This is a genomic window from Ectorhizobium quercum, assembly GCF_026552795.1.
Taxonomy (GTDB): Bacteria; Pseudomonadota; Alphaproteobacteria; order Rhizobiales; family Rhizobiaceae; genus Ectorhizobium; species Ectorhizobium quercum.
The window spans coordinates 1-24038 of sequence record NZ_JANFPI010000014.1 but is presented as its reverse complement, the minus strand read 5'-3'; the positions used below and the strand labels follow the sequence as shown (position 1 = coordinate 24038).

The window sequence follows — 24038 nt, the reverse complement described above, 5'->3', positions numbered from 1 at the left end:
TGCGCGGCGGTCGGCGTGTCTCTTATCGAAAACAAACCCCGGGCGCAATGGCATCCGGGGCCTCAAGCGTCGGCATTTTCACCGCCCTCGCCCGGCATTTACCGTCGATGGGCAAGCGGTGGCCTGGCCGGCGCCTACAATTCCTTCTTGCGCTTGTAAGGCATGGTCATGATCGCCGATCCGACGACGACGCTGCCGAAGGTCAGCGACAGCGGCACGAACAGCAGCAGCGCGCTGACGACGGGATGGCGCGAGCGTACCACATGGGTCCAGAGACCGCCGATATCGAACCAGAGAAGGCTGCCGGCGATCAGGATTCCCAGCCCCATGCCGAACAGCACGTTGATCGCCAGAAACCGCAGCATGTCCCGATGATCCTGCCGCGCCTCCTCCGGCGTCAGGTCGTAACGGTCGTAAACGCGTTTTTCCTCCCGCCCTTCCTCGTCCGCCATCTTCTTGCCCCTGCCTCTTGACTTCGCGGCGCCATCGTCCGACTTCATGGTCGATCCTTGCGCCGTTCCGGCCGCAGAACCGCTTCAGATCGTCTGCCGGAACAGCCTTACCACGAATCGGGGGAACCGGCCATGAGCGAAGCAGCGCGTACCACGATAGACCAGTCCGAGGTCGACCGCTTCTCGGCGATGGCGGCCGAATGGTGGAGCCCGACCGGCAAGTTCCGCCCGCTTCACAAGTTCAACCCCGTCCGCCTCGCCTATATCCGCGACAAGGCCTGCGCGCATTTCGGCCGCGATCCGAAGTCGGCCCGGCCGCTGGAAGGGCTGCGCGTGCTGGACATCGGCTGTGGCGGCGGCCTCCTGTGCGAACCCGTCGCGCGCATGGGCGCCAGCGTGCTCGGCGCCGATGCCTCGGAAAAGAACATCGGCATCGCCAGAACCCATGCGGCGCAGACCGGCGTCGACGTCGATTACCGTGCCGTCACGGCCGAGGCGCTCGCCGAAGCGGGCGAGACCTTCGACATCGTCCTGAACATGGAAGTGGTCGAGCACGTTGCCGACGTCGATTTCTTCATCCGCACCTGCGCCTCGATGGTGCGCCCCGGCGGCATGATGCTGATCGCCACCATCAATCGCACCCTCAAGGCCCGGGCGCTCGCCATCTTCGCGGCGGAGGTCGTGCTGCGCTGGCTGCCGCGCGGCACGCATCAGTTTGAAAAGCTGGTGACGCCGGAAGAACTGGAAGCGCCGCTTCTCGCCGGCGGCATGGAGATCGTCGAAAAGAACGGCGTCTTCTACAACGTCCTTCAGGACCGCTGGAACCTCTCCGCCGATACTGACGTGAACTACATGGTGCTGGCAAGGCGCCCGGCCTGAACGCCCGGCCTCGACAAGGGGACCGTCAGTTCACATCGTCGGGGAACACCGGCAGTGGCGCGACTGCAATGCCTTCCTCGATCAGGTCGCGCGCCTCCTCGACGCTCGCCTGCCCGATGATGCCGCGGGTTTCCGCCTCGCCGTAGTGAATGCGCCGCGCCTCCTCCGGGAAGCGCTCGCCGACATCCTCGGAACTGGCCTTCACCTCGGCGATGGCAGCCTTCAGCTTCGCCATAGCCTCCTTGCGCGCGACATCCATCGCAAGCGTCTGCCGCTGCTCTTTCTTGCGCGCCGGCGCAACGGAAGGCGCCATCAGCGCCTTCGTCACCGACAGCGACCCGCACACCGGACAGCTCACCAGCCCGCGCTGCATCTGGCCGTCGAAATCGGCGCTGCCCGAAAACCACCCTTCGAAGTCGTGGCCGCTTTCGCATATGAGGGCATAACGGATCACTGCGGGGCCCTCCTCGGGTTCAGGCCATGTCGACCAGCGAAAAATCGCGGGAATTCTTCAGGTTCGGGATTTTCGAGCGCGCGGCCGCGACGCCCGCTATATCGATATCGGCGACGAGAACAGCTTCGCCCGTTCCGCCCGCTTCCGCAAGCACCTTGCCCCACGGATCGACGATGATCGAATGGCCGTAGGTCTCGCGGCCGTCCTCATGCACGCCGCCCTGGGCGGCGGAGATCATGAACGCGCCGTTCTCGATGGCGCGGGCGCGTTGCAGGATGCTCCAGTGCGCCTCACCCGTCTGCCGGGTGAAGGCGGCGGGTGCCGTCAGGATTTCGGCACCCGCCAGCGCCTGCGCGCGGAACAGGTGCGGAAAACGCACATCGTAGCAAACCGCCAGCCCGAGCCGGGCGAACGGCAGGGAAACGACCCGGGCCTCGTAGCCCGGCTGGTAGACCGCGCTTTCGCGCCAGCTTTCCCCATTGTCGAGATCGACGTCGAACATGTGGATCTTGTCGTAGGAGGCGATCTTCTTCCCGTCCGGTCCGAACAGCAGGGCCCGGTTGGCGACCTTGCCGTCGCCGAGATCGATCGCCGTCGAGCCGATATGGAGATGAATGTTCAGCTCGCGCGCGAGCCTCGCTGCCGCCTGGGCCACCAGGTCGGTCTCCTCCGGGCGGATCGCCGCGAACAGAGCCTTGCGGTTGCGTTGAAGCGCACCCGTCATTTCCGGCGTCTGGACGTAGATCGCCCCCCTTGCGGCGGCGTCGCGCACGAGGGTCTCCAGCGTCCCGACATTCCGTTCCACTTCGGTGCCCGAGCACATCTGGATGGCGGCGACCTTGAAACCCATCTCAGGCCTCCTCGGCCAGAAGCGGATCGAGCTTCCCGGCGCGGTCGAGCGCATGGAGATCGTCGCAGCCGCCGACATGCCTGCCGTTGATGAAGATCTGCGGGAAGGTGGAACCGCCGTTGGAGCGCTCGACCATCTCCTTGCGAAGCTCCGGCGAATAGGTCGCGTCCTTTTCCTCGAAATCGACGCCCTTGGCGGCGAGCAGCGCCTTGGCACGCGCGCAATAGCCGCAATATTCCCGTGTATAGATCGTCACCGATGCCATCGTCGTCTCCGCCTCCGCGGCCAGCAGTCGCAGGCCTTCACGCCCCTGTCATATAGGACCGCCGAGGGCCATTGCAAATGTCAAAACAGTCACCTCGGCGGCACCCGCCCGCTTCAGCGCCCTGGCCGCGGCCGAAACGGTGGCGCCCGTGGTATAGACGTCGTCAACCAGCAGGATATGCTTTCCGCGGATGGCGACAAGCTGGCCTTTCCGGACCCGGAACGCCCCGCGCACGTTGGCCGCGCGCCGCCGCGCCGAAAGCCCCACCTGCCGCCGGGTCGGCTTGACGCGCACGAGCGCATGGGCAAGCAGAGGCTTGCCGGCCTTTCTCGCCAGCGGCCGCGCCAGTTCGGCCGACTGGTTGAACCGGCGCGAAAGCATGCGGCGGGCGTGAAGCGGCACCGGCACCACGGCGTCGCAGGCCGCAACATATCCGTCGCTTGCCCGTATCATCCATTCGGCCATCATCGGCGCGAGATCGGTCCTGTCGCGGTATTTCAGCCTGTGAACGAGATGGCGCGCCACGCCTTCGTGCAGGGCGACCGCCCTCAGGCGGTCGAAGACCGGCGGACGGGCGATCGCCGCCGGGCTCAGCATCCCTTCCCCTTCATCGCGTCGAAAGGGAATGCCGAGCACCGCGCAATAGGGCTTTTCGATGAAACGGACGGATGACCAGCAGGACGGGCACAGCGCCCGGTGGCGCTGGCTCGCCGTCCCGCATCCGGCGCAATGCGGCGGATAGACGAGATCGACGACGAAGGCCGCCCATCGCCGGAACGCGGCGGCGAGCGGGGAAGGCTCCGATGGAAAAGCAAGGCTCTCGTCAGTCATGCCTTGACATTACGCCAAGGCTGGCGCCTTTGCGAAGTCCCATAAGACGGGAGCGTGTCATCATGGACCTTCTTTTCGATCAGGATCTCATCGCCGCCAACCGCCGCCGCGCCCTCAGGGCCGGAGATCCCCGCGCCGCTTTCCTGATCGATCTCGCCGCGGAGGAAATCGCCGACAGGCTCTCCGTCGTCGAGCGGACCTTCGAAAAAGGCGTCGAGCTTTTCGGCGTCACCGGCGCCGCCGGCAGGGCCTGCATCGCCACCGGCAAGGTCGGCGAGATGCAACGCGTGGAACTCGAGGGCACCGGCAATCCGGATAATGTCGGCGAAGCGCCGCTGGAAACGCTGCCGCTCGCCGCCCGCTCGGTCAATCTCGTCGTCTCCCCGCTCAACCTCCATGTCACCAACGACACGCCCGGCGTCTTCGTGCAGATCAACCGGGCGCTGGTGCCGGACGGCCTGTTCCTCGCCGCCATTCCCGGCGCCGGCACGTTGCAGGAACTGCGCGACGTACTGCTCGCGACCGAGGCCGCCCTAACCGGCGGCGCCAGCCCGCGCGTCATCCCCTTCGCGGATGTGCGCGACATCGGCGCCCTGCTGCAACGGGCCGGCTTTGCCCTGCCCGTCGTCGACATGGAAAACTATACCGTGCGCTACGACACGATGTTCGACCTCATGAAGGACCTGCGCGCGATGGGTATGGCCAATCCCCTGATGGGCCGAAGCCGAAAGCCGCTGAACCGGGCCTTCTTCATGCGGGCGGCGCAGCTTTATGCCGAGCGCTATTCCGATGCGGACGGCCGCATCCGCGCGACCTTCTCGATCCTCTACGTCTCCGCCTGGTCTCCGCATGAAAGCCAGCAGAAGCCGCTCAAGCCCGGCTCCGCCCGCATGCGGCTGGCCGATGCGCTGAAGGCGAAAGAATAGGCCGATCCGGCAAGAGCCGGCCACGCCTCTTCAGGTACAGGCCGACCTGCCGCAAGCCGGTCAGCCGTCTGCGTCCTCGATCCTGGTGTTCACGTCGAGAAGCAGGTTGCTGATATTGTTTCCGATGGCCTCGACCCCGACGATGAGGCTCACGGCGATGAGCGTGGTCAGAAGCCCGTATTCGATGGCGGTGGCGCCATCCTCGGACCGCAGGAAACGACGGCAGAGCCGCGACATGGACATGGGAAACTCCTCGAAACGAAACCGGACCAGACAGTGCCGGCTCGTCCGGCCTGCGCCGCCCATGCCGGGAATCCCATGCCGCTCCGCTTCAGCAGGCGCCGTTGCCGTATCCCTCGACGATACACACGGAGCCCGGCGTTTCCTGCAAGACGCTGCGGCGGATCGAATAGGACTTGCCGTGCGGGCGCGGGGGCACCGAACCCGTTGTGAGCAGGTCGAAATCGTCCGCGATGAGCGCCAGGCTGCGGCTATCGTGCTTGCTGGCGAGAATCGGCGTCAGGATGAGCGTCAACGCCACGATCGCCGTACCGAACAGAAGCGCCAGATTGAGAGCACCGGTCCTGTACGAGGAACGAGACGCCCGATGCCGAAGCCGGACATCCTTCCAGGAATCCTCGTTTCCCATTTCGAACCTCGTCAACGCAAAATTACATTGAATTCGAAATGAATTTGACAGAAGGAATTAAACCAACTGTTAACGCAGCCCCGTTTATGGCGCCGGACTGTGGATAATCACAGCAGATCGAGAAGAAACGGAATGAGCGGCTCGTCGGCGGGCGGCATCGGATAGTCGCGCAGGCGGGCCGGACGCACCCACTTGAGGGCCTGTCCTTCCCGGCCGGTCGCGATCCCCTCGAAACGGCGGCAGACGTAAAGCGGCATCAGCAGGTGGAAGGTCTCGTAGGTATGGCTGGCGAAGGTCAGCGGCGCCAGGCAGGCCACCTTCGTGACGACGCCGAGTTCTTCCTCCAGCTCGCGGACGAGCGTCTCTTCCGGCGTTTCGCCGGGCTCCACCTTGCCGCCGGGAAATTCCCACAGCCCGGCAAGGTTCTTGCCTTCCGGCCGTTGCGCCAGAAGGATGCGGCCGTCCGGATCGATGAGCGCGCAGGCCGCGACGAGAAGAATCTTGCGCCCGGCGGTCCCGGTCACGGCGGCGTCCGTCATCTCACGCTCCCTTGCGCCAATAGCGATGGCGATAGGCTTCGGTGAAGCCGAAGCGCTCGTAAAGGGCAAGCGCCGCCTCATTGGTGGAAACGACCTGCAACCATGCGGTCCGCGCCGAGCGGACCCGCGCCCAGCGCAGCGCGGCGGCGACAATTTCGGCCCCGTAGCCCTTGCGGCGCTCGGAAGCGGCGACGGCGAGCGACATGATGCCCGCCAGGTCGTTGTCCTGCACGCAGAGCACCGCCGCCTGCGGCTCGTTCTCCACGGCTTCCTTCAGGAAAAGGCCGACAGCCGGCTTGATCGAGCTGATGATCTCCGCAAGCGCCGGGCGAAGCGCCGGATCGGCGCCGCTGATCCTGATATACGCCTCGACGAAGCGGCCGATATCGTGGCCCGGCAGATGGTCCATCGTGTCGGGCAGGTCCAGCGTCTCGAGGCTGCGGGTCATCACCAGCACCTCCTCGAACACCGACCAGCCGCTTTCTTCCAGATGCTCCCGCAACGCCGCCGCCATCAGCGGCGTTTCGCGCACGATGAGCGGCCGCCCGTAGGCCTCGAACTTCCGGCGCGCCTTTTCCAGCCGCATGTCGAGATTGCCGGCGTCAGACGGATCGAGCGGCACGACGGTGTTGAGACGCTTCGAGGGATGCCCGCCGTTCAGCCGGATCTGCCAGCTTCCGTCATATTGCACGGTCGCCGCCGGCCAGGCGCGGAAGCCGACGGCCTCGAGTCGGCGGACAAGCGGGAGGGTTCCGGTCGAGGACGGGATCTGCATGGGCCGTCAGCTCCGGTAATCGCCGTTGATGGCAACGTATTCCTTGGTGAGATCGCAGGTCCAGACGGTCGCCGTGCCGGTGCCGATGCCCAGATCGACGCGGATCGTGATATCCTGCCGCTCCATGACCGCGGTGGCCGCCGCCTCCGAATAGGCCGGGTCGCGCTCGCCGTCGACGGCCACGCGGACATCACCGAACCAGATCGCCAGCCGGTCACGGTCGGCCATTTCGCCGGACTTGCCGACGGCCATCACGACGCGGCCCCAGTTGGCGTCCTCGCCGGCGACGGCGGTCTTGACCAGCGGCGAATTGGCGACGGACAATGCGATACGCTTGGCGGCGAGATCGCTTTCGGCGCCGCTCACGGTCACTTCCACCATCTTGCGGGCGCCCTCGCCGTCACGCACCACCTGCAAGGCCAGATCCTTGAGGAGGTCGTTGAGTGCGGCGCGGAAGCCGTCGAGATGCGGGTCGTCCGGCTTCTCGATCCGGCGCTGCCCCTGGTCAGCCGCCGCACCGGTCGCAAAGAGCAGCAGCGTGTCGGAGGTCGAGGTGTCGCTGTCGACCGTCACCGAATTGAAGGTCGGGCCAACGCCCTGCGCCAGCAGAACCTGGAGAACATGGGAATCGATATCGGCATCGGTGACGACGAAGGACAGCATCGTCGCCATGTCCGGCGCGATCATGCCGGCGCCCTTGGCGATACCGTTGATCGTCACCTTCACGCCGTCGATTTCCGCCGACCGGGTGGCGACCTTCGGATAGGTGTCGGTCGTCATGATCGCCTTGGCCGCTTCCGTCCAGAAATCGCCCCTGGCATCGGCCTGCATCGTTCCGAGAACGCCCGAGAACTTCGTCGCGTCGAGCGGCTCGCCGATCACGCCGGTCGAGGCCAGGTAGACCTCGGTCTCGGCGCAGCCCACCGCCTCGGCCGCCGACTTCGCCGTCAGCGCCGTCGCGGCCCTGCCCTTCATGCCGGTGAAGGCATTGGCATTGCCGGAATTGACGACCACCGCGCGGGCGACGCCGTGCGGCAGATTGGCGCGGCAGAAATCGACCGGGGCGGACGGGCACTTCGAGCGGGTGAACACGCCGGCGACGGCAGCCGGGCGGTCGAAGACCATCAGCAGCACATCGGTCCGGTTCTTGTACTTGATGCCGGCGGCGGCGGTCGCCATGCGCACGCCGGAGATGGCGGGCATGGCCGGATAGGATTGCGGGGCGAGCGGAGAGACGGAAACGGACATGGGCATACCCTGATCGTGCCTGGCGTCGAACGGCGGAAGAGCGCGGCGCCCGCCTGCCGGCGGACGCCGCGATCCCGTTTTACTGCTGCTGCTGGTTCACTTCCTCGTAGCCCTTGCGGAGCGCCTCGTCCTCGATCTCGATCTTGGCGTCCTTCTTGGCGGCTTCGAGCTGGGAGAGATACTTCTCGCGCATGACGAGCTGACGGACCTGCTGCTCGACTTCCTCCAGCGGCGGCGGCGGAACGTCGCGCTTTTCCTCGGTCTTGATGACATGGAAGCCGAACTGCGTCTGCACGGGGGTCTTGGTGTAGGAACCCGGCTCGAGGCCGAAGGCGGCTTCCTCGAATTCCGGAACCATGCGGCCGCGGCTGAAGAAGCCGAGATCGCCGCCTTCGTCCTTGTTGGAATCGGAGGACTTTTCCTTGGCCAGGGCCGCGAAGTCGCCGCCATTGTCGAGCGCGGCGATGACTTCCTTGGCCTCGTCCTCGGTCGCCACGAGGATGTGGCGGGCGTGGACCTCCTCCTGCTTCGGCAGGCCGGCGATTTCAGTTTCGTAGCGCGCCTTCACCTCTTCCGGCGTCACCGTATCGACGATGTGCTTGCGGAAATAGGCATTGTGCAACTCGCGGTCGGCGAGATACTGCATGCGCGTCTTGTAATCTTCCGTCGCATCGAGCTGCTCGGCCTTGGCCTTGGAGACGAACAGCTTCACGTCGATGGCCGACGAAAGGGCCGCGACCTTCTTCTGGTCTTCCGGAAGCTGGGCAAGCTGCGGATCGAGATTGGCGACGGCCAGGTCGAGTTCGGACTGAAGGATCTCGATATCGCCGACCTTCGCGACGACCTTGTCCTCTGCATGGGCCTGTCCGGCGAGCCCTGCCAGCGTCACGACGGCAACGACGGCGAATTTCTTGTAGGCGAACATTGCGTAACCCTCTTTAGATGGATGCCGGCTGGCTGGAAATTCCGGCGGAAACCCTGCTTAAGCCCGGGAATGTGGCCTTTATGAAGCGGCCTGTCCCGTTGACATCATTCGGCCCCCCTCTTATCTGTCACGCAACCCCGCGTCCAGAACAGTTTCCGGGCAAAGCCGGTGAAAAAATGTCGGCCGCATCGGCGCGACAGTCACGGGCGGGCCCGGATGAGACTTCAGAAAGGACCAGACGATGGTCAGCCTTGGCGGTATCGCCCGCAAGTTGTTCGGCTCCTCGAACGATCGCCGCATCAAGGGGCATCGTCCCCGCGTGGCCGAGATCAATGCGCTCGAAGAGCAGATGAAAGCCCTCTCGGACGAGGCGCTGGCAGCCAAGACCGTCGAATTCCGCGGGCAACTCGCCGCCGGAAAGACGCTCGACGATCTTCTCATTCCCGCCTTTGCCGTGGCCCGCGAGGCCTCGCGCCGCGTGCTCGGCATGCGCCCCTTCGACGTCCAGCTCATCGGCGGCATGATCCTGCACGAGCGCGCCATCGCCGAAATGAAGACCGGTGAGGGCAAGACGCTCGTCGCGACCCTTCCGGTCTATCTCAACGCGCTCGCCGGCAAGGGCGTGCATGTCGTGACGGTGAACGATTACCTCGCCCGGCGCGACGCCACCATGATGAGCAAGCTCTACGGCTTCCTCGGCCTGACGACCGGCATCATCGTCCACGGCCTGGACGACGATGAGCGCCGCGCGGCCTATGCCTGCGACATCACCTACGCGACGAACAACGAACTCGGCTTCGACTATCTGCGCGACAACATGAAATACGACCGCGGCCAGATGGTCCAGCGCGGTCACAATTACGCGATCGTCGACGAAGTGGACTCGATTCTCGTCGACGAGGCCCGCACGCCGCTCATCATCTCCGGTCCGCTCGACGACCGCTCCGACCTCTACACCACGATCGACGCCTTCATCCCGCAGCTCACGCCGGAGGATTACGAGATCGACGAAAAGCAGCGCACGGCGATCTTCTCCGAAGCCGGGACGGAAAAGCTGGAAAACCTGCTGCGCGACGCCGGCATGCTGAAGGGCGAGTCGCTCTACGACGTCGAGAACGTCTCCATCGTCCATCACCTGAACAATGCGCTGAAGGCCCACAAGCTGTTCCACCGCGACAAGGACTACATCGTCCGCAACGACGAGGTGGTCATCATCGACGAGTTCACCGGCCGCATGATGCCGGGCCGCCGTTACTCGGAAGGCCAGCACCAGGCGCTGGAAGCCAAGGAAAAGGTGCAGATCCAGCCGGAAAACCAGACGCTGGCCTCAATCACCTTCCAGAACTATTTCCGCATGTATTCGAAGCTCGGCGGCATGACGGGCACGGCCGCGACCGAGGCGGAGGAATTCGCCAACATCTACGGTCTGGACGTGGTGGAAGTGCCGACCAACCTGCCGATCCAGCGTATCGACGAGGACGACGAGGTCTACCGGACCTTCGAGGAAAAGTTCAAGGCGATCATCGCCGAGATCATGGACGCCCACAAGCGCCGCCAGCCGGTGCTGGTCGGCACGACGTCCATCGAAAAGTCCGAACTGCTGGCCACCATGCTGCGCCAGTCCGGCTTCAACGATTTTCAGGTCCTGAACGCCCGCTACCACGAGCAGGAAGCCTATATCGTCGCCCAGGCCGGCGTGCCGGGCGCGATCACCATCGCCACCAACATGGCGGGCCGCGGCACCGACATCCAGCTCGGCGGCAATGTCGAAATGCGCCTCGAGCGCGAGCTTGCCGACATGCCGGAAGGTCCGGAGCGCGACGCCCGGGAAAAGGCGATTCGCGAAGAGATACAGAAGCTCAAGGAAGAGGCGCTGGCCGCCGGCGGCCTCTACGTCATCGCCACGGAACGCCACGAAAGCCGCCGCATCGACAACCAGCTTCGCGGCCGCTCCGGCCGTCAGGGCGACCCGGGCCGCTCGAAATTCTACCTGTCGCTTCAGGACGACCTGATGCGCATCTTCGGTTCGCAGCGCATGGATTCGATGCTCCAGAAGCTCGGCCTGAAGGAAGGCGAGGCCATCGTCCATCCGTGGATCAACAAGGCGCTGGAACGCGCCCAGAAGAAGGTCGAGGCCCGAAACTTCGACATCCGCAAGAACCTTCTGAAATACGACGACGTGCTGAACGACCAGCGCAAGGTCATCTTCGAGCAGCGCATCGAGCTGATGGATGCCGAAAGCATTTCGGAAACCATCGCCGACATGCGTCAGGAAGTGATCGAGATTCTGGTCCGAAAGTACATCCCGGAAACGGCCTATGCCGAGCAATGGGACGTCGCGGGACTGAAGTCCGACGTGCTGCGCGTTCTCGCCTTCGACCTGCCGATCGAGGAATGGGCGAAGGAGGAGGGCATCGCCGAAGACGATATCCTCAAGCGCCTGACGGAGCTTGCCGACAAGCACATGGCCGACAAGGCCGAGCGTTTCGGCCCCGAGCTGATGAACTATGTCGAGAAGTCGGTCGTCCTCCAGATGCTCGACCATCTCTGGCGCGAACACATCGTCAACCTCGACCATCTGCGCTCGGTCGTCGGCTTCCGCGGCTATGCCCAGCGCGACCCGCTTCAGGAATACAAGTCCGAGGCTTTCGAGCTTTTCCAGGCGCTGCTCGCCAACCTGCGCGAAGGCGTGACCGCCCAGCTCATGCGCGTCGAGCTGGCGCAGGAACCGGCGCCGCTGCCGCAGACGCCGGTGATGGAAGCCCATCACCTCGACGCCTCGACCGGCGAGGACGACTTCACGGAAACGGCCGGCGCACAGGCGCCCGGCTATGTCGCGCCGGAAAACCGCAACCCGGCCGATCCCCTGACCTGGGGCCGCGTCGGCCGCAACGAGCCCTGCCCCTGCGGTTCCGGCAAGAAGTACAAGCATTGCCACGGCACTCTGGAAGCTTGAGGCTTTTTTAAGCCTTTCGCTTCAAGACTGGTCCCGAAAACGGGAAACGGCGCCTTCCGGCCCGTTTCCCTTTTTTGCGTCAGGGAACCCGTGCGATGTCAGGAGAACAACGGCGCGAGCATGGCTGGGATATGCTGCGCGCGCTGCTGATGCTGCTCGGCATTCCCTACCATGCCAGCATGACCTACAACACCGCCGTCCTCTGGGACATCCACTCGCCGGAGCAAAGCGCGGTCCTGACCTTTCTCGGCGGCGTGCTGGTGACGTTCCGCATGCCGGCCTTCTTCATCGTCTCCGGTTATTTCGCGGCGATGATGCTGGCCAGAAGGCCGGCAGGACCCTGGCTGAAAGGCCGCTATATCCGGCTGGGCGTTCCCTTCCTCACCGGCTTGCTGCTTCTCGCACCGCCGCAGCTCTTCTTCATGAACCTCGCCGCCGGGATCACCCACACCGTGCCGACGATGGACGAGGCCCTCGTCCACGCGCGTTCCGAGATCCTGCACCCGGGCGTGGACTGGATCATGCACCTGTGGTTCCTGCCGGCCTTGATGGCCTATTGCACCGCCGCCGCCCTGTGCCGGTCCGTCGCCGGAACGCCAGCCGCCCTCATGGACCGCTTCCGCCTGTGGCTCGAACGCCGGCGCGGCATCGTCTTCCTGGCGGTCATGGCTGTCGTCATGGTCTGGGAAATGACGCTGCGCGCCGCCTTCATCGAACTGGCCGGCTTCGGCCCGGGCCTGCCGGCGCTCGCAGCACGCGGGCTCGATCCCTATCTGCGCTACCTGCCCTATTTCGCGCTGGGCGCCCTGTTGAGACGCGAACCCGCCGTCCGCCACGCCTTCGCGCTTCCGCACGGCTGGGTCCTGCCGGCGGCGACCGTCCTGACGGCGGTGATCGCCTCCCTCACGCGAGCGGGAAGCGGTATCTTCGATCTCGTCAACATCCTCTCCAGCGCTGCCGCCGCCCTCATGACGAGCCGGCTGCTGATCGGCTACGCCCACCACCACTGGAACCGTCCGAACAGGCATGTCGACCGCATCGTCGATGCATCCTTCACGATCTACCTGCTGCATCATCCGATCATCTACGCGCTGGCGACCGGCTTCCTGCTGGTGGCCTGGCCGCCAACGGTCGAATTCCTGCTGACGGTCGCGGCAACCGGCCTTTTATCCTACGGCGCCCACAGGCTCATCCGCCGCAGCCGGACAGCCCTTTTCCTCATGAACGGCATCGTCCCGCGCAATACGACGCCACGCCCGGAAACCTGCGGCGGCACACTTCGTTAACCCTGATCTGCCAAAACTGGCAGAACGGGCCGTTTCCTCATAGGAAGTATTGCGTTTCACCATGAGCATCCGAAGTGCAGCGGAGAACATCTTGCCTGCCGGGCAGCGCTTTGCCGAACGCCTCCGGGCGGGCGACGAAACCGCTCATGCTCAGAAAATGGCGCTGACCGCATTCACCATCCGGATCGTGAGCGCCGGCATCGCCTTCGTCTCGCAGATCGTTCAGGCCCGCCTCATGGGCGAGTTCGAATACGGCATCTTCGTCTTCATCTGGATTCTGGTGATCCTGTTCGGAAACTTCTCCTGTCTGGGCTTCCACTCGGCCATTATCCGCTTCCTGCCGCAATATCACCTGGAAGACGCCCGGTCCGAGATCCGGGGGCTGACCTTCACCGCGCGGGTCTTCGCCATGTTCTCGGCGACGGCCCTGGCGGCGGCCGGCTTCGCGGCCCTCTTCCTGTTGCAGGACAAGGTCAATCCGATCTATGTGGTGCCTGCCTTCTTCGGCCTCGTCACCCTGCCCATGATCGCACTCGGCGACGTGCTGGACGGCACGGCGCGCGCCAATAGCTGGGCGATCTCCGCCTTCAGCCAGACCTATATCCTCCGGCCGTCCCTGATTCTTCTCTTCATGGTCGCCGCCGTCTTCTGGGGCCGTCCGGCAACGGCGACGACCGCCATGCAGGCGGCGCTGGCCGCCACCTACCTGACGACGCTCGTCCAGTTCGTCAGCATTTCCTGGCGCATGCGCAAACGCTACCTGCACGGCCCGCGCACCATCGATTTCATGGCCTGGTTCCGCGTCGCCCTGCCGATCTTCCTCATCGAGGGCTTCGGCTTCCTGCTGACCAATGCCGATGTGGTGATCGTCGGCTTCTACCTGCCGCCGGATCGGGTGGCCGTCTATTTCGCGGCGGCCAAGACGATGGCTCTCGTCCAGTTCGTCTATTTCTCCGTGAAGGCCGCGGCCGGCCCCCGCTTCTCGGTCCTGATCGCCCGGCAGGACACGCCGGCGCTTGCCGTCTTCGCCGCGAAGGCGGCGCGCTGGACCTTCTGGCCGTCGCTGGCGGTGGGGCTCGGCGTGCTGGCCGCCGGCAAGCTGCTGCTCGGCCTTTTCGGGCCCGCCTTCACCGAGGGCTATCCGCTGATGGCGATCCTCTTTCTCGGCACGATGATGAAGGCGCTCGTCGGGCCGGGCGAAATCCTCCTGTCGATGGCCGGCCGGCAGAAGCTCTGCGCCGCGCTCTATGCCGGCATTCTCTCGGTCAACATCGCCCTCAACGTCCTGCTCATTCCGCTGTTCGGTCTCACCGGCGCCGCCCTGGCAACCGCCACGGCCACCGGCGTCGAGGCCCTGCTGCTCCATATCGCGGTTCGGCGAACGCTGGGCATTGCGCTCTTCGCCTTCGCCAGCCGGCAAACACCTACCGTTTCCGCAGAGGTCGCTTCGTCATGACACAGACACCCGTCTACAACGAGAGCATGAACTCCAACGCCAACCGCATGGTCGGCGCCTTGAGCGGTGCCGGACACGCCATGCAGCGCCCGGACGCCGAGCGCGCCTTTCTCGTCGGGCGAGAACAGCGCCAGTTCTGCATCTATCCGGCCCGTGCCGGCTACGACCTGCAAGACGAACTCGATTTCCTCTCCCGGCGCGCGATGGAACCGAACGTATTCTTCATGGCCCGCTTTCTGGCACCCGCCATGCCGCGGCTCGACGAACGCAACATCCGCATCGCCATCATCCGGGACGAAAGCCCGACCCGCAGCCGCATGCGGCTGCTGATGCCGTTCTCGGTCGAAAAGCCCGGCTTTTCCGTCGGTCCGTCGATTGTCCGTTCCTGGGCCAATCCGTTCGTGCCGCTCGGCACGCCCCTCGTCGACACCGAAGGCGCCGCCGAGACCATCGATGACCTGCTCGTCGGGCTCAACCGTCCCGAAGCCGGCCTGCCGGGCGTTCTGGTCCTGCCCGAGATGCGCCTGAACGGCCCGTTCGCACGGATGGTGCGCACCATCGCGATCGGCCGCAACCTGCCCGTGACCGTAACCGGCAACCTGGAACGGCCGATGCTGGAAAGCGTGCTGGATGGCGAGGCCTATCTGCGCGATGCCATGTCCGCCCACCATACGCGCGACATGCGCCGCCTGTGGAACAAGCTGTCGGCCCAGGGCGAACTCGCCTACAACGTCGCCCGCACGCCGGACGACGTCCGCATCCGAATGGAGGAGTTCCTCGCGCTGGAAGCCAACGGCTGGAAAGGCCGCAAGCGCACCGCGATGGTGATCGACCGCTATCGCTCCGCCTTCGTGCGCGAGGCGATCACCAACCTGTCCGAATCCGATTCCGTGCGCATCCACACACTCGATTTCAACGGCCAGGCGATCGCCTCGATGATCGTCTTCGTGGCTTCCGGCGAGGCCTTCACATGGAAAACGGCCTATGACGAGGCCTATTCGGCCTATTCGCCCGGAAAGTTGCTCGTCGCCCGCCTCACCGAATGGCATCTGGACGATGCCAACGTCGAACGCACCGATTCCTGCGCCGTCCCCGATCATCCGGTCATGAGCCGCATGTGGAAGGAACGCATGGAAATGGGCACAATCGTGATCGGCCTGACGCCCAACAGCGACCGCGACGTCAGGCAGGCCGCCTCGCAGCTTCATCTCTACCGCAACACGCGCAACATGGCGCGCATGCTGCGCAACCGCATCATGTCCATGACCGGGCGGGACTGAGGCTTCCTTCGCCGGAACGGCTGCGGCGAAGCAGGCAGCAAACCAGGACCCGGATCGTTACAGGGAAAGCTCATGAGCCAGATAGACTGGGCCTATATCCAGCGCGAGTGGGACTGGGCCGGCCACATCGTGGAAGCCCTCGTCATGGCCGCCATCGTCACGCTGATCTTCCGGCTGATATTGACGTGGCGCGCCGCTGGCGTCGCGGGGCTGGCCTTCGCGGCAGGACACTTCCACGGGCGTGAAAAGCGCGACTACGAGATATCCGTCCAGATGCCGCCGCCGCATCTCGACGGCTATCTCATGTGGCGATGGTCGTGGGACCAGGCGACGGACTTCTGGCCGACGGCACTCGTCTGCCTGGCGTTGATCGCCCTGATCGCCTACCGGGCGAAGCGGCGCAAATGAATGGAGCGTGCTCGAACGCGCTCACGGCACCGTCTTCACCAATCTCCGAGTTTCAGGAAAGAAAACGCACCTCAACGCACACCAAAGATTGCATATAATAGCAAAAACACTTTTTTATTGTAATGTGGCGCACGAGTTACACACTTTATGAGCGAATGCCGCTATTACAGGCGTCATCAATCAGGAGTATAAAACCATGAAGTCACTTATTCTCACGTCGCTCATCGCTCTTTCTGCCTCCGTGGCAATGGCGGCCGATGTCGTTTACGAAGCTCCCCAGCCGCCGGTTGCCGAAATTGCGACACCGGTCTTCACTTGGTCCGGCCCTTACCTCGGCATTCAAGGTGGCGGGAGCTGGCTCGACGGAGATTTCAGTGCGGCAGGCGCAACCGCGTCCGACGATTTCAACGGCGGCCGGTTTGGCGTGTTCGGTGGCTACCAATACCAGTTCGACAACAATTTCGTTCTCGGGCTTGAAGGCGACGTTTCCTACGACTGGAACGAAAACACCTATCTGGATGCCGTTGACGTTGGAACCGACTGGTCCGGTTCCGTCCGCGCCAAGGTCGGCTACGCCATCGACAGGGCCCTTATCTACGCGACTGGCGGCTGGGCGATCACTCGCGGTTACATCGACATCAGCGGGGCCGGCGAGGAAACCAAGACTTTCAATGGCTATACCGTGGGCGCTGGCGTTGATTATGCCTTCACCGACAATATCTTCACCAAGCTTGAATATCGCTTCAATGACTTTGGCGACAAGAACGTCGACGTGCTTGGCGTCCCGGTCAACGCCGACCTCAAGCAGCATCTTCTCACGGTCGGCATCGGCGTGAAGTTCTAAGAACTCATTTTGATTTGATGAAAGCCCGGAGCCCAAACTCCGGGCTTTTTCATTGCGTCGCGTGGTGCACCTGTCCAGCGTCCCACAGGAGCGAAGCGACCAAAGGTCGCGGCAACGGGAAGAGAGAAAACGGCGCGACGGGTTGGCAGGCAGCGTCGCGCAAGCGAAAATGGTGCCCCATGCCGGGGTCGAACCAGCACTCCTTGCGGAACTCGATTTTGAGTCGAGCGCGTCTACCAATTCCGCCAATGGGGCAAAGCCGTGCGGCTTTCGGGCGGGAATATAAGGAGGGCGGCGGTTCGGTCAACCGGTTTTTTTGAAAGGAGGGCTTCACGCAACATTTGATGCCGCGGCAAAGCCCGCGCCTGCCCCGAGCCATTTACTGCCGGGCGGCACAGGCGTATGAGTGGCGCCCGACGCACGCCGCCTGCGCGTCCGTCTTCGGAACATGCACGCTTTCCGACAGCAGACAGGAATCTTTTCATGCTTCTTTCGCGTGATCGTCTCTTCTCCCGCACCGGTCTGGCAACGATCGCCAGCCTCGGCATCGCCGGCACGGTCGGCGCGGCGCTCGGTTTCGAGCATATCGGCGGCTATATCCCCTGCGCCCTCTGCCTCATCCAGCGCATCCCCTATTATGTCGGCCTGCCAGTCGGCATCCTCGCCGTGCTCGCCTCGTGGTTCGGCGCGCCGTCGTGGATCAGCCGCGGCCTGCTCGTCGTTCTCGGCCTCATCATGGTCGTCAGCGCCGGCCTCGGCGTCTATCACGCGGGCGTGGAATGGCAGTTCTGGGCCGGCCCCGCCGACTGCTCGACCAGCGTCAACGCGGTCACGACCAATGCGCTCGACCTTCTCGGCGATCTCGACCGCGTCAAGCCGCCGTCCTGCTCGGAGGCATCGCTGCGCGTGCTCGGCCTGTCCTTCGCGGGCTGGAACGTGATCACAAGCCTCGTCCTTGCCGGCATCGCCCTCGCCGGCGCCCGCAGGAAAGCGTAAGGGCGACCCGGATCAGGGTTGCAGTTCCGTGTCCCAGTAGAGATAGTCGAGCCAGCTTTCGTGGAGGTGGTTCGGCGGAAACAGGCGGCCGTTATTGTGCAGGTCCTGCACGGTCGGCTGATACGGCTTCTGGCGCGGCAGCATTCCCGCTTCCTTCGGCAGCTTCGAGCCCTTGCGCAGATTGCACGGCGCGCAGGCCGCCACGACGTTCTCCCAGGTGGTCTGGCCGCCATGTGCGCGCGGAATGACGTGATCGAAGGTCAGGTCGTCCTCCGAACCGCAGTACTGGCATTCGAACTTGTCGCGCAGGAAGACGTTGAAGCGCGTGAACGCCGGATTGCGGGCCGGTCTCACGAAGGTCTTGAGACAGACGACACTCGGCAGCCGCATCGAGAACGTGGGCGACGAAACCGAATGATCGTATTCCGCGATGATGTTCACACGGTCGAGGAAAACCGCCTTGATCGCGTCCTGCCAGGACCAGAGCGATAAGGGATAATAACTGAGCGGCCTGTAGTCTGCGTTCAAGACGAGCGCCGGCAAGGCCTGGGGAGAGACTGCAATCGTCAAGCGATTCTCCTGAGCGATTCGGCATCTGCACCATCTATATTAGGCGCGCCGTGACAGGATTGTGAAGCCGCTTTCGCTTATCGGGATCAACTTCTTGAAACGTCCCGTCAGACGGCAGGCAGCACATCCCGCCCCATCCGCCGCGCATAATAGGCCCAGAACAGCCGCGCGGCAACCGAGCGCAAGGGAGCCCATCTTTCGGAAAACCGGTAAAGCGCCTTGATCTCCGGCGCCTCCGGCAGGCCCAGCCCATGCGCCACGGCCCGGCGCAGGGCCACGTCTCCGGCCGGAAACAGGTCCGGATGGCCGGCGCAGAACATCAGGTAGATCTCCGCCGTCCACGGGCCGATACCGGGGATCGCCGTCAGTTGCCCGATCGCGTCCGCCGCATCGAGCCCGCAAAGTGCGGCAAGGTCGAGACGGCCCTCGTCGACCTCGACGGCCACGCGCCGCAGCGTCGCGGCCTTGGCCCGGGAAAGACCGAAACGGCGCATGCCTTCATCGTCGAGGCCGCGGAACGACGCCGCCGTCACCGGCCCTTCCGCGGCCATGCGCGCCCAGATGGCCTGCGCCGCCGCGCGCGAAATCAGTTGCGAAACGACGATATGGGCAAGACCGGCATAACCCGGTTCCGACAGCCTGAGCGGCACCGGCCCCGCGGCGTCCGCCACCGGCACCAGGGCCGGATCGGCCGCCAGCAGGGCTTCGAGGCCCCGGCGGATATCCTCCTGCGCGCGGATGTTCGCCATTGCGGTTCCTTTCGAAATCGGAGAGGAAAAGAACATGCCCCAACGCGCCTGTCAAAGACCCGTCTTCCGCTTCGCACCGAGCCCGAACGGCCGGCTGCATCTCGGCCATGCCCTGTCCGCCTGCCTGAACTTCGACATGGCCGCGGCCGCCGGCGGACGCTTCCTGCTGCGCATCGAGGACATCGACCAGAGCCGCTGCACGCCGGCGCTGGAACAGGCGGTCCTTGAGGACCTGCACTGGCTCGGCCTCGACTGGGAATTGCCCGTGCGCCGGCAATCCGACCATTTCGACGCCTACCGCGCAGCACTCGACAGGCTGGCGGCGGAAGGCCTCGCCTACCCGTCCTTCATGACGCGCGGCGACATCAGGACGTGGGTCGGCGCATGGGAAGACCAAAACCGCAGGCCCTGGCCGCGCGATCCCGACGGCGCGCGCCTCTATCCGCCGGTGGACAGGCAGCGGCCCGAAAGCGAACGCCGCGCCCTGATGGCGGACGGCAGGCGCCATGCCTGGCGCATCGACATGGAGAGGGCCATCGCCCATCCGGCCGGCCCGCTCACCTTTCACGAAAGCGGCGACGGGCAAACGGGCCTCATCCGCGCCGAGCCTGCCCGCTGGGGAGATGCCGTTCTCTCACGTTCGGATGCCCCGTCGAGCTACCATCTTTCGGTCGTGGTGGACGATGCGCTTCAGGGGATCACCCATGTCGTGCGCGGCCTCGATCTCTTCGCCGCGACGGACCTGCACAGGCTTCTGCAATCGCTGCTCGGCCTGCCGGAACCGGCCTACCATCACCATCGGCTGATCCTCGGTGCGGACGGACGCAAGCTTTCGAAAAGCGACGGCTCGACCTCCCTGGCCGCGCTGAGGGCAGAAGGGCGGACGCCCTCAGACATCCGCGTCATGATCGGGCTTTGACAGCCCGCGGCGCCGGTCGGGGCTGAACGGGCCGCCGCGCACCAGCGTGTAGCGCACGCGGTATTTCATCAGTGCGGCGTTGAACTCCGCGCCGACCATGAAAATGACGCCGACCATGTAGAGAAAGACCAGCGCGATCATCACGGAGGCCAGACCGGCATAGGTTGCGGTGTAGTTGGCGAATTTGGAGAGATAGAAGGCGAAGACAATGCCGCCGATCAGCCACGCGACCAGCGTCAGGATGATACCGGGCACCACGTCGCCCAGCCGCCGCGTGCCGGCGGGCAGGAAGAGATGCACGACGAACAGGCCGACGACGAGGATGAGAACCGTGAAATAGAGGCTCCAGTCGGAAACCGTGGTGAGGATGTCCGTCAGCCACGGCAAGCGCTCGCCGATGATGCCGATGGCCACGGGAACGGCGACCAGCACGACGCTGACGACCGCGAAGATAACCGAGGCAACGAGAACATAGCCGAGACTGGCGAGGCGGGTGTGATACCAGTAGCGGTTCTCGCTGACGCGATAGGCGCGGTTCAGCGAAACGCGCAGCGCCTCGACCCCGTTGGAGGCGAAGTAGAAGGCCGCCAGCACGGAAATGGTCAGAAGGCCGCCGCGCGGAACGGTGAGCACCTGCTGCACCTGTGCTGCAAGCGGCTCCGCAATCGCCTCCGGCCATGTGTCGAAGATGAGGTGCACCGCCGTATCGGCGAACTGGTCGGCCCCCAGGAAACCGGCAAGCGTGGCCGCGAAGATCAGGAAGGGAAAGATCGCGAGCAGTGTCGACAGCGCCACATGACTCGCCATCGCCCATCCGTCGTCCTCGGTGAAGTGATAAAGCGCGTCGAACAGGACCTTGTAGAGGAATCTGAAGATCGTGGGCATCGTGTCTCCATGCGTCTCCCAGCCCAGAAACCCTATTCGCCCAAGCTATGCAACGAAAACCTGATCGCACTGCACATTGTTTCGGTGCCGGGAATGTGGAAAATCGGCTGCGCATCGCAAAGGAATGATTCCATGCCCGACCGTCCCGTCATCATCGTCACCGGCTGCTCATCCGGCATCGGCGCCCATTGCGCGCGGGCATTGAAAACCGACGGCTGGCGGGTTTTCGCCACGGTGCGCAAACCCGAAGACCGCGCCGCGCTTGAAGCCGACGGACTGGAGGCGCTGACCCTCGACTATAGGGACGGGGCGACGATCACCGCCGCCGTCGGCGAAATCGCCTCCCGCACCGGCGGGCGCATCGACGCGCTGTTCAACAACGGCGCCTACGGGCAGGTCGGCGCGGTGGAGGACCTGCCGACCGCGGCACTGCGCGCCCAGTTCGAAACCAATCTCTTCGGCCCGCATGAACTGGCCCGCCAGGTGATCCCCTACATGCGCCGGCAGGGGCACGGCCGCATCGTGCAATGCTCGTCGATCCTCGGCGTGGTTTCCTACCGGTATCGCGGCGCCTATGCCGCATCGAAATTCGCGCTGGAGGGGCTTTCCATCACCCTGCGCATGGAACTGGAAGGCACCGGCATCCATGTCAGCCTGATCGAACCGGGCCCGATCGCTTCGCGCTTCACCGCCAATGCGCTGGCCCATCTCAAGGACACGATCGACCTCGACAGTTCCCCGCATGCGCAAAGCTATCGCCGCCAGCTTGCCCGGCTGGAAGGCCGGGGCACCGTCAACCGCTTCAAGCTGGGCCCGGAAGCCGTCTACAAGGCGCTGAAGCACGCCCTGACCGCAAGACGCCCCCGGCCCCACTATCCCGTGACCGTTCCGGCAAGGCAGGCCATGCTGCTGAAGCGCCTTCTGCCGTCGGCACTGTTCTACCGGCTCATGGGCAAGGTAGAATGACCCTTTCGGAGGACATGATTCATGGTCAAGCTCAACAAGATCTACACCAGAACCGGAGATGACGGCACGACCGGGCTGGTGTCCGGCCCGCGCCGGCTGAAGCACGACCTGCGCGTCGAGGCCTACGGAACGGTGGACGAAACCAACTCCGTGATCGGCCTCGCCCGGCTTCACACCGTGGACCAGCCGGATCTCGACGCCATGCTGGCGCGCGTCCAGAACGACCTTTTCGACCTCGGCGCCGATCTGGCCGCACCGGACACCGGCGAGCCGCTCGCATACGAGCCGCTGCGCATCGTCGAGAAACAGGTCATCCGGCTGGAAACGGAAATCGACGCGCTGAATGCAACGCTCGATCCATTACGGTCCTTCATCCTGCCCGGGGGCTCGCCCGCCGCCGCCTGGCTGCATTTCGCCCGCACCGTGGCCCGCCGCGCCGAACGCCAGATGGTGGCGCTGTCGAAGACGGAGGACGAGATCGTCAGTTCCGCCGCCATCGGATATATCAACCGCCTGTCGGATTTCCTTTTCGTCGCCGCCCGCCATACCAATGACGGCGGCAAGGCCGACATTCTCTGGGTGCCGGGCAAGAACCGCTAGGACCGGGACCGGAACGCAAACCTTGAAACACGAACGGAGGCCGTATCGCCATGTTCATTCCGCTGCACGACAGCAACGGCCTCAAGCATATCAGGACGCAGTACGTGACGATCACGCTCATCGTCATGAACGTCGTGATCTGGCTCATCACCGGCCCTCTGATCGGCGAGCAGGCGGCCATGCGCACCGCGACCGGCCTGGGCTTCATTCCCGCCGTGGCCTTCGACTATGCGGTGCTGGAGCCCTCGCTCGTTCTCGTGCCGGCGGACGCCACCTACATCACCTATGCCTTCCTGCACGCGGATATCTTCCATCTCGGCTCCAACATGCTGTTTCTGTGGGTGTTCGGCGACAATGTGGAGGATGCGCTCGGCCACGTCCGCTTCCTGATCTTCTATCTCGCCTGCGCCGCCGCCGGCGCGCTGATGCACGGCCTGCTCATGCCGACATCCCAGGGGCCGCTGATCGGTGCGTCCGGCGCGGTATCGGGCGTCATCGCCGCCTATGTCATCCTCCATCCCCGGGTGCGGGTCTGGGTTCTGGTGCTTTTCCGCATCCCGCTGCCGCTGCCGGCCTGGATCCCGCTTCTGCTGTGGATCGGCCAGCAATTCGTCATGCTCGTCCTGGATACGAGCGGCAACGTGTCCTGGGGCGCGCATGTCGGCGGCATCCTGGCCGGTGGTCTTCTCGTACCGTTGATGCGCCGCCGTGGCGTGCCGCTGTTCGACCGCACCATCGTCACGCCTCAGGCCGTGGAAACCAAGAAGCCGGCCGCTATTCCGGTGAACGGGAAAGGGCCGTGGGGTGATCGCCGCGGATGATCGCCACGGGCAATACTTACGTTGACGTAAACGGAAATTACTCTTAAATGAATCGCGCCTCCCGGTTCGGGAAACATTGTAATCGGGGCAAAAATGCGTATCCATGTCGCCGACCGACCTTGGCTTGTCATAAGATCGCCAGACCGCATTGCTGGCGCTCGCTGAAGGAGGAAACCTTATGAAGATTCTGGTGCCCGTTAAGCGGGTTGTTGACTACAACGTCAAGATCCGCGTGAAGGCGGACGGGTCGGGCGTCGAGCTTGCGAATGTGAAGATGTCGATGAACCCGTTCGACGAGATCGCGGTGGAGGAGGCGCTTCGGCTGAAGGAAGCGGGCAAGGCAACGGAAGTGGTGGCGGTGTCCATCGGCCCGGCCAAGGCCGAGGAAACGCTGAGGACGGCGCTTGCGATGGGCGCCGACCGGGCGATCCTCATCGAGACCGACGGGACGGTCGAGCCGCTGTCGGTCGCCAAGCTGCTCAAGGCCGTCGTGGCTTCGGAAGAACCCG

At 64.5% G+C, this 24038-nt stretch carries 28 protein-coding genes and 1 tRNA gene; 14 read left to right on the top strand and 15 right to left on the bottom strand.

From position 1 onward, the window contains the following. Positions 1–134 precede the first annotated feature (134 nt). Positions 135–500 (bottom strand): hypothetical protein, encoded by a 366-nt coding sequence (locus tag NOF55_RS23020; RefSeq protein ID WP_306413481.1) that lies wholly within the window; start codon positions 498–500, stop codon positions 135–137. Positions 501–584: 84 nt separating this feature from the next. Here NOF55_RS23020 and ubiG point away from each other — a divergent pair, with 84 nt between their 5' ends. Further along, positions 585–1331, top strand: coding sequence for a bifunctional 2-polyprenyl-6-hydroxyphenol methylase/3-demethylubiquinol 3-O-methyltransferase UbiG (ubiG, locus tag NOF55_RS23015; protein WP_306413480.1), 747 nt, complete (start codon positions 585–587; stop codon positions 1329–1331). Positions 1332–1356: 25 nt separating this feature from the next. Here ubiG and NOF55_RS23010 read toward each other — a convergent pair whose 3' ends face one another. From NOF55_RS23010 to NOF55_RS22995, 4 genes are read right to left on the bottom strand one after another with little or no spacing between them, the layout of a single operon-like run. Beyond that, entirely contained in the window at positions 1357–1785 is a 429-nt protein-coding gene (locus tag NOF55_RS23010; protein WP_306413479.1) for a DUF1178 family protein, read from the bottom strand. A 19-nt stretch (positions 1786–1804) separates the two neighbouring features. Then, on the bottom strand, positions 1805–2635 hold the full coding sequence (locus NOF55_RS23005; protein ID WP_306413478.1) for a carbon-nitrogen hydrolase family protein: 831 nt from the start codon (positions 2633–2635) through the stop codon (positions 1805–1807). Position 2636: 1 nt separating this feature from the next. Continuing rightward, entirely contained in the window at positions 2637–2900 is a 264-nt protein-coding gene (grxC, locus tag NOF55_RS23000) for a glutaredoxin 3 (RefSeq protein ID WP_306413477.1), read from the bottom strand. Positions 2901–2948: 48 nt separating this feature from the next. After that, on the bottom strand, positions 2949–3731 hold the full coding sequence (locus tag NOF55_RS22995; protein WP_306413476.1) for a ComF family protein: 783 nt from the start codon (positions 3729–3731) through the stop codon (positions 2949–2951). 62 nt (positions 3732–3793) lie between these two features. Between NOF55_RS22995 and NOF55_RS22990 the strand changes: the two genes are divergently transcribed. Further along, positions 3794–4657: a methyltransferase domain-containing protein gene (locus NOF55_RS22990; RefSeq protein ID WP_306413475.1), complete on the top strand. Its 864-nt coding sequence runs from the start codon at positions 3794–3796 to the stop codon at positions 4655–4657. 60 nt (positions 4658–4717) lie between these two features. On the opposite strand, the gene NOF55_RS22985 is transcribed toward NOF55_RS22990, so the two are convergent. From NOF55_RS22985 to NOF55_RS22960, 6 genes are all read right to left on the bottom strand, one after another. Further along, on the bottom strand, positions 4718–4900 hold the full coding sequence (locus tag NOF55_RS22985; RefSeq protein ID WP_306413474.1) for a Flp family type IVb pilin: 183 nt from the start codon (positions 4898–4900) through the stop codon (positions 4718–4720). A gap of 88 nt (positions 4901–4988) precedes the next feature. Next, on the bottom strand, positions 4989–5306 hold the full coding sequence (locus NOF55_RS22980; protein WP_306413473.1) for a hypothetical protein: 318 nt from the start codon (positions 5304–5306) through the stop codon (positions 4989–4991). Positions 5307–5413: 107 nt separating this feature from the next. Next, on the bottom strand, positions 5414–5845 hold the full coding sequence (mutT, locus tag NOF55_RS22975) for an 8-oxo-dGTP diphosphatase MutT (protein ID WP_306413472.1): 432 nt from the start codon (positions 5843–5845) through the stop codon (positions 5414–5416). 1 nt (position 5846) lies between these two features. Then, positions 5847–6620, bottom strand: a complete 774-nt coding sequence (locus NOF55_RS22970) for a GNAT family N-acetyltransferase (protein ID WP_306413471.1) — start codon at positions 6618–6620, stop codon at positions 5847–5849. Between the two features lie 6 nt (positions 6621–6626). Continuing rightward, a complete protein-coding gene (argJ, locus tag NOF55_RS22965; protein WP_306413470.1) occupies positions 6627–7868 on the bottom strand; it encodes a bifunctional glutamate N-acetyltransferase/amino-acid acetyltransferase ArgJ in 1242 nt (413 codons plus the stop codon). 79 nt (positions 7869–7947) lie between these two features. After that, on the bottom strand, positions 7948–8793 hold the full coding sequence (locus NOF55_RS22960) for a peptidylprolyl isomerase (protein WP_306413469.1): 846 nt from the start codon (positions 8791–8793) through the stop codon (positions 7948–7950). Between the two features lie 241 nt (positions 8794–9034). Between NOF55_RS22960 and secA the strand changes: the two genes are divergently transcribed. The 6 genes from secA (at position 9035) to NOF55_RS22930 (ending at position 17023) form a co-directional block, all read left to right on the top strand. Continuing rightward, complete coding sequence (secA, locus tag NOF55_RS22955; protein WP_306413468.1) at positions 9035–11749, top strand: preprotein translocase subunit SecA; 2715 nt, start codon at positions 9035–9037, stop codon at positions 11747–11749. A gap of 95 nt (positions 11750–11844) precedes the next feature. Further along, positions 11845–13035: an acyltransferase family protein gene (locus NOF55_RS22950; RefSeq protein WP_306413467.1), complete on the top strand. Its 1191-nt coding sequence runs from the start codon at positions 11845–11847 to the stop codon at positions 13033–13035. A 61-nt stretch (positions 13036–13096) separates the two neighbouring features. Further along, positions 13097–14491 (top strand): lipopolysaccharide biosynthesis protein, encoded by a 1395-nt coding sequence (locus tag NOF55_RS22945; RefSeq protein WP_306413466.1) that lies wholly within the window; start codon positions 13097–13099, stop codon positions 14489–14491. Positions 14492–14517: 26 nt separating this feature from the next. Then, on the top strand, positions 14518–15771 hold the full coding sequence (locus NOF55_RS22940; protein WP_306413490.1) for a GNAT family N-acetyltransferase: 1254 nt from the start codon (positions 14518–14520) through the stop codon (positions 15769–15771). A gap of 72 nt (positions 15772–15843) precedes the next feature. Beyond that, positions 15844–16179 (top strand): hypothetical protein, encoded by a 336-nt coding sequence (locus tag NOF55_RS22935; RefSeq protein ID WP_306413465.1) that lies wholly within the window; start codon positions 15844–15846, stop codon positions 16177–16179. Positions 16180–16375: 196 nt separating this feature from the next. Then, positions 16376–17023: an outer membrane protein gene (locus NOF55_RS22930; RefSeq protein ID WP_306413464.1), complete on the top strand. Its 648-nt coding sequence runs from the start codon at positions 16376–16378 to the stop codon at positions 17021–17023. A 170-nt stretch (positions 17024–17193) separates the two neighbouring features. On the opposite strand, the gene NOF55_RS22925 is transcribed toward NOF55_RS22930, so the two are convergent. Further along, positions 17194–17278, bottom strand: a tRNA-Leu gene (locus NOF55_RS22925). Positions 17279–17506: 228 nt separating this feature from the next. Here NOF55_RS22925 and NOF55_RS22920 point away from each other — a divergent pair. Next, positions 17507–18019, top strand: coding sequence for a disulfide bond formation protein B (locus tag NOF55_RS22920; RefSeq protein ID WP_306413463.1), 513 nt, complete (start codon positions 17507–17509; stop codon positions 18017–18019). Positions 18020–18031: 12 nt separating this feature from the next. Here NOF55_RS22920 and NOF55_RS22915 read toward each other — a convergent pair whose 3' ends face one another. Both NOF55_RS22915 and NOF55_RS22910 read right to left on the bottom strand, forming a co-directional pair. Next, positions 18032–18589, bottom strand: a complete 558-nt coding sequence (locus NOF55_RS22915; RefSeq protein WP_306413462.1) for an HNH endonuclease — start codon at positions 18587–18589, stop codon at positions 18032–18034. Between the two features lie 107 nt (positions 18590–18696). Beyond that, complete coding sequence (locus NOF55_RS22910) at positions 18697–19338, bottom strand: DNA-3-methyladenine glycosylase family protein (protein ID WP_306413461.1); 642 nt, start codon at positions 19336–19338, stop codon at positions 18697–18699. Between the two features lie 34 nt (positions 19339–19372). On the opposite strand from NOF55_RS22910, the gene gluQRS reads away from it, so the two are divergent. Continuing rightward, complete coding sequence (gluQRS, locus tag NOF55_RS22905) at positions 19373–20257, top strand: tRNA glutamyl-Q(34) synthetase GluQRS (RefSeq protein WP_306413460.1); 885 nt, start codon at positions 19373–19375, stop codon at positions 20255–20257. On the opposite strand, the gene NOF55_RS22900 is transcribed toward gluQRS, so the two are convergent. Next, positions 20228–21142, bottom strand: a complete 915-nt coding sequence (locus tag NOF55_RS22900; RefSeq protein ID WP_306413459.1) for a YihY/virulence factor BrkB family protein — start codon at positions 21140–21142, stop codon at positions 20228–20230. The genes gluQRS and NOF55_RS22900 overlap by 30 nt on opposite strands. A 132-nt stretch (positions 21143–21274) precedes the next feature. Here NOF55_RS22900 and NOF55_RS22895 point away from each other — a divergent pair, with 132 nt between their 5' ends. The 4 genes from NOF55_RS22895 to NOF55_RS22880 form a co-directional block, all read left to right on the top strand. Further along, a complete protein-coding gene (locus NOF55_RS22895) occupies positions 21275–22108 on the top strand; it encodes an SDR family oxidoreductase (RefSeq protein WP_306413458.1) in 834 nt (277 codons plus the stop codon). A gap of 21 nt (positions 22109–22129) precedes the next feature. Continuing rightward, positions 22130–22708, top strand: coding sequence for a cob(I)yrinic acid a,c-diamide adenosyltransferase (locus NOF55_RS22890; protein WP_306413457.1), 579 nt, complete (start codon positions 22130–22132; stop codon positions 22706–22708). Between the two features lie 50 nt (positions 22709–22758). Next, positions 22759–23529 carry a rhomboid family intramembrane serine protease gene (locus NOF55_RS22885; RefSeq protein WP_306413456.1) on the top strand — a complete coding sequence of 257 codons (771 nt, stop codon included), beginning with the start codon at positions 22759–22761 and terminating at the stop codon, positions 23527–23529. A 178-nt stretch (positions 23530–23707) separates the two neighbouring features. Beyond that, the coding region (locus NOF55_RS22880) for an electron transfer flavoprotein subunit beta/FixA family protein (protein ID WP_442342034.1) at positions 23708–24038 on the top strand (331 nt) is incomplete at its 3' end.

Excerpts from the sequence above, each read along its gene's own strand:
- NOF55_RS22950 (WP_306413467.1), top strand. The coding sequence starts at position 11,845 with ATGTCAGGAGAACAACGGCGCGAGCATGGCTGGGATATGCTGCGCGCG.
- NOF55_RS22960 (WP_306413469.1), bottom strand. The coding sequence starts at position 8,793 with ATGTTCGCCTACAAGAAATTCGCCGTCGTTGCCGTCGTGACGCTGGCA.
- NOF55_RS22970 (WP_306413471.1), bottom strand. The coding sequence starts at position 6,620 with ATGCAGATCCCGTCCTCGACCGGAACCCTCCCGCTTGTCCGCCGACTC.
- NOF55_RS22885 (WP_306413456.1), top strand. The coding sequence starts at position 22,759 with ATGTTCATTCCGCTGCACGACAGCAACGGCCTCAAGCATATCAGGACG.
- NOF55_RS22890 (WP_306413457.1), top strand. The coding sequence starts at position 22,130 with ATGGTCAAGCTCAACAAGATCTACACCAGAACCGGAGATGACGGCACG.
- NOF55_RS22945 (WP_306413466.1), top strand. The coding sequence starts at position 13,097 with ATGAGCATCCGAAGTGCAGCGGAGAACATCTTGCCTGCCGGGCAGCGC.
- NOF55_RS23005 (WP_306413478.1), bottom strand. The coding sequence starts at position 2,635 with ATGGGTTTCAAGGTCGCCGCCATCCAGATGTGCTCGGGCACCGAAGTG.
- NOF55_RS23020 (WP_306413481.1), bottom strand. The coding sequence starts at position 500 with ATGAAGTCGGACGATGGCGCCGCGAAGTCAAGAGGCAGGGGCAAGAAG.
- ubiG (WP_306413480.1), top strand. The coding sequence starts at position 585 with ATGAGCGAAGCAGCGCGTACCACGATAGACCAGTCCGAGGTCGACCGC.
- NOF55_RS22930 (WP_306413464.1), top strand. The coding sequence starts at position 16,376 with ATGAAGTCACTTATTCTCACGTCGCTCATCGCTCTTTCTGCCTCCGTG.
- NOF55_RS22990 (WP_306413475.1), top strand. The coding sequence starts at position 3,794 with ATGGACCTTCTTTTCGATCAGGATCTCATCGCCGCCAACCGCCGCCGC.
- NOF55_RS22935 (WP_306413465.1), top strand. The coding sequence starts at position 15,844 with ATGAGCCAGATAGACTGGGCCTATATCCAGCGCGAGTGGGACTGGGCC.
- argJ (WP_306413470.1), bottom strand. The coding sequence starts at position 7,868 with ATGTCCGTTTCCGTCTCTCCGCTCGCCCCGCAATCCTATCCGGCCATG.
- NOF55_RS22980 (WP_306413473.1), bottom strand. The coding sequence starts at position 5,306 with ATGGGAAACGAGGATTCCTGGAAGGATGTCCGGCTTCGGCATCGGGCG.
- NOF55_RS22910 (WP_306413461.1), bottom strand. The coding sequence starts at position 19,338 with ATGGCGAACATCCGCGCGCAGGAGGATATCCGCCGGGGCCTCGAAGCC.
- gluQRS (WP_306413460.1), top strand. The coding sequence starts at position 19,373 with ATGCCCCAACGCGCCTGTCAAAGACCCGTCTTCCGCTTCGCACCGAGC.
- mutT (WP_306413472.1), bottom strand. The coding sequence starts at position 5,845 with ATGACGGACGCCGCCGTGACCGGGACCGCCGGGCGCAAGATTCTTCTC.
- NOF55_RS22995 (WP_306413476.1), bottom strand. The coding sequence starts at position 3,731 with ATGACTGACGAGAGCCTTGCTTTTCCATCGGAGCCTTCCCCGCTCGCC.
- NOF55_RS22940 (WP_306413490.1), top strand. The coding sequence starts at position 14,518 with ATGAACTCCAACGCCAACCGCATGGTCGGCGCCTTGAGCGGTGCCGGA.
- NOF55_RS22920 (WP_306413463.1), top strand. The coding sequence starts at position 17,507 with ATGCTTCTTTCGCGTGATCGTCTCTTCTCCCGCACCGGTCTGGCAACG.
- grxC (WP_306413477.1), bottom strand. The coding sequence starts at position 2,900 with ATGGCATCGGTGACGATCTATACACGGGAATATTGCGGCTATTGCGCG.
- NOF55_RS22985 (WP_306413474.1), bottom strand. The coding sequence starts at position 4,900 with ATGTCCATGTCGCGGCTCTGCCGTCGTTTCCTGCGGTCCGAGGATGGC.
- NOF55_RS22895 (WP_306413458.1), top strand. The coding sequence starts at position 21,275 with ATGCCCGACCGTCCCGTCATCATCGTCACCGGCTGCTCATCCGGCATC.
- secA (WP_306413468.1), top strand. The coding sequence starts at position 9,035 with ATGGTCAGCCTTGGCGGTATCGCCCGCAAGTTGTTCGGCTCCTCGAAC.
- NOF55_RS22900 (WP_306413459.1), bottom strand. The coding sequence starts at position 21,142 with ATGCCCACGATCTTCAGATTCCTCTACAAGGTCCTGTTCGACGCGCTT.